The following is a 3,019-nucleotide window of genomic DNA, read 5'->3' as shown; positions in this document are numbered from 1 at the left end:
GCCCGACATGATGCTGACCGAGGCGCGCGCGGCGGGCGCGAAGACGCTGGTGGTGGGCGTCGCGAACCGCGGCGGGGTCATCAGCCCGGCCTGGAAAAAGGTGCTGGTGGCCGCGCTGGAAGAAGGCTTCGACCTGGCCAGCGGCCTGCACAACCTGCTGCGCGACGAACCCGATCTGGCCGCGGTCGCGGCGACCTGCGGGCGGCACTTGCATGACGTGCGGATGCCGCCTGTCGCCTGTCCGATTGCCAACGGGGTGCGCAGGTCCCGCAGGCGCTGTCTGGCGGTGGGCACGGATTGTTCGGTTGGCAAGATGTATACCGCGCTGGCGATGGATCACGAGATGCAGGCGCGTGGGCTGAAGGCCACGTTCCGCCCGGCCGGGCAGACCGGCATCCTGATTACCGGGGACGGCGTGCCGCTGGATGCGGTGGTGGCCGATTTCATGGCGGGTGCCGTGGAATGGCTGACCCCCGACAACGACCCCGACCATTGGGATCTGATCGAGGGACAGGGCAGCCTGTTCCACCCCTCCCATTCCGGGGTCACGCTGGCGCTGATCCATGGCGGCCAGCCCGATGCGCTGATCCTCAGCCATGAGCCCACACGTGCCCATATGCGCGGGCTGCCGCGTTTTGCCCTGCCCAAGCTGGAGGCGCTGCGCGATATGTCGCTGGCCATCGCCCGGATGGTCAACCCCGCGGGACAGGTCGTCGGCATCTCGATCAACACCGCTGCCATGGGCGAGGACGAGGCGCTGGCGCATCTGGAGAGTGTCGAGCGGCGAATGGGGCTGCCCACGGTCGATCCGTTCCGGCAGGGCGCGGGGCGTCTGGTGGACGCGCTGGCGGCGCTGTAGGCTGCGCCCATGCAGATCGTCGTCACACCCGAAAGCTTCGCCCTGAAAGAACCCTTCGCCATCTCGCGCGGCAGCAGGACCGCGGCCGAGGTGCTGACCGTGCGGATCGCCGCCAATGGCGCGATGGTCTGGGGCGAATGCGTGCCCTATGCCCGATATGGCGAATCGCCTGAAAGCGTCGCCGCCCGGATCGCGGGTCTGCCTGAACGGTTCGACCGCGCGGCCTTGCAGGACCTGTTGCCGCCGGGCGCGGCGCGCAACGCCGTCGATTGCGCGCTGTGGGATCTGGCCGCCAAGCGGGCCGACCGGCGCGTGTGGCAACTGGCGGGCCTGCCTGCGCCAAAGCCTGTCATCACGGCCTACACCCTGTCGCTGGACACGCCCGAGACCATGCGCGCGGCGGCCGAGCGAAACGCGCAACGCCCGCTTCTGAAGGTCAAGCTGGGCACCGAAGACGACATGGCCCGGATCGAGGCGGTGCGCGCGGGCGCGCCCAAATCGCGGATCATCGTCGATGCGAACGAGGGCTGGACGCCCGACATCTACACCGAGCTTGCGCCGCATCTGGTGCGGCTGGGCGTCGAGATGGTGGAGCAGCCCCTGCCCGCGGGCGCCGACGACATGCTGGCCGAGATCGCCCGCCCCCTGCCCGTCTGCGCGGACGAAAGCTGCCATGACCGCGCCTCGCTGCCCGGGCTCAAGGGCAAGTATGACATGGTCAACATCAAGCTCGACAAGACCGGCGGGCTGACCGAGGCGCTGGCGCTGAAAAAGGCCGCCCGCGCCCAGGGATTCGGGATCATGGTAGGCTGCATGGTCGGCACGAGCCTTGCCATGGCGCCCGCCGTGGTGCTGGCCCAGGGCGCGGCGGTGACGGATCTTGACGGCCCGCTGCTTCTGGCCAAAGACCGCCCCAATGCGCTGCGCTACGACGCGAAAGGCGTGCATCCGCCCGATGCGTTCCTGTGGGGCTGACGCCGGGCCGCAAGAGCGAAAGGACCAGAGCGATGAGCCGGATCGTCTATGTCAATGGCGAGTATCTGCCCGAGGATCAGGCAAAGGTCTCGGTCTTCGACCGCGGCTTCCTGTTCGCCGATAGCGTCTACGAGGTGACCAGCGTCATCGACGGCAAGCTGGTCGATTTCCCCGGCCATGCCGCGCGGCTGGAACGCTCGCTGGCCGAACTTGACATGCCCTCGCCGCTGACATCCGGCGAATTGCTGGCGATCCATCGCGAACTGGTGGCGCGCAACAACGTGACCGAGGGGATGGTCTACCTTCAGATCACCCGCGGCGCACCCGAAGACCGCGATTTCGTCTTCCCCGATCCGGCCGTGACGCCGCAGACCGTGGTGCTGTTCACCCAGTCAAAGGGGCTGGTCGACAGCCCCGCGGCGCAGATCGGGCTGAAGGTGATCTCGATCCCCGATATCCGCTGGGGGCGGCGCGACATCAAGACCGTTCAACTGCTGTATCCGTCGGTCGGCAAGATGATGGCCAGGCGCGCGGGCGCGGATGATGCCTGGATGGTCGAGGACGGTTTCGTGACCGAAGGGACATCGAACAACGCCTATATCGTGAAGAATGGCAAGATCATCACCCGCCAACTGGGCACCGAGATCCTGCACGGGATTACCCGCGCCACCGTGCTGGCCTTCGCCCGCGAGGCGCAGATGCAGGTCGAGGAACGCCCCTTCACCATCGAGGAGGCGCAGGCTGCGGACGAGGCGTTCATCACCTCGGCCTCGACCTTCGTGATGCCGGTGGTTTCGGTCGACGAGGCCGTGCTGGGCGACGGCAAGCCGGGCCCGGTCGCGCAACGGTTGCGCGAGATCTATATCGAGCAAAGTCGCAAGGCGGCGGTCTGAGGCGGCAACGGCGCTGGGGGGCGCTGCCCCCCGTCCTTGCGGACTCCCCCCGGGATATTTGCGGCCAGAAGAAGTACAGGTCGGCCCCGGATCAGTCGGTGATCCGGGCGCGTGCGGTCCTTGTGTCGGGGGCGGTTGCGGCGTGGTCCGGCAGGCCTGCGGCACGCAGCAGGTCGATATGCTGGGGATGAGGCCCGGCCAGCGTCACCTCCATCCCCTGATCGAGCGCCTTCCGGATGAAACCCGTCAGCGAATGCGCCCCGGTCATGTCGAGCACCGGCACATCGGCAAG

General features: G+C 67.9%; 4 protein-coding genes. 3 read left to right on the top strand and 1 reads right to left on the bottom strand.

The window, feature by feature from the left end; all coding sequences use genetic code 11:
- From ENN83_RS16010 to ENN83_RS16000, 3 genes are all read left to right on the top strand, one after another.
- Window positions 1-859: DUF1611 domain-containing protein (locus ENN83_RS16010; protein WP_287188741.1), on the top strand; the 859-nt coding region annotated here is incomplete at its 5' end.
- Between the two features lie 9 nt (window positions 860-868).
- The gene (gene dgcA, locus ENN83_RS16005; RefSeq protein WP_287188740.1) at window positions 869-1,834 is read left to right on the top strand and encodes an N-acetyl-D-Glu racemase DgcA; all 966 of its coding nucleotides are present in this window, start codon (window positions 869-871) and stop codon (window positions 1,832-1,834) included.
- A 32-nt stretch (window positions 1,835-1,866) separates the two neighbouring features.
- Window positions 1,867-2,727 (top strand): D-amino-acid transaminase, encoded by an 861-nt coding sequence (locus ENN83_RS16000; protein WP_287188739.1) that lies wholly within the window; start codon window positions 1,867-1,869, stop codon window positions 2,725-2,727.
- A gap of 91 nt (window positions 2,728-2,818) precedes the next feature.
- On the opposite strand, the gene ENN83_RS15995 is transcribed toward ENN83_RS16000, so the two are convergent.
- On the bottom strand, window positions 2,819-3,019 hold a 201-nt coding region (locus ENN83_RS15995; protein WP_287188738.1), incomplete at its 5' end, for an STAS domain-containing protein.

Origin of the sequence: Rhodovulum sp., assembly GCF_011048875.1 — a bacterium.
Classification (GTDB): domain Bacteria; phylum Pseudomonadota; class Alphaproteobacteria; order Rhodobacterales; family Rhodobacteraceae; genus Rhodovulum; species Rhodovulum tesquicola.
Note: the sequence above shows the minus strand (reverse complement) of the source record. Positions and strands in the feature narration are given on the sequence as shown.

Coding starts and splice junctions, on each gene's coding strand:
- ENN83_RS16000 (WP_287188739.1), top strand. CDS start 1,867: ATGAGCCGGATCGTCTATGTCAATGGCGAGTATCTGCCCGAGGATCAG.
- dgcA (WP_287188740.1), top strand. CDS start 869: ATGCAGATCGTCGTCACACCCGAAAGCTTCGCCCTGAAAGAACCCTTC.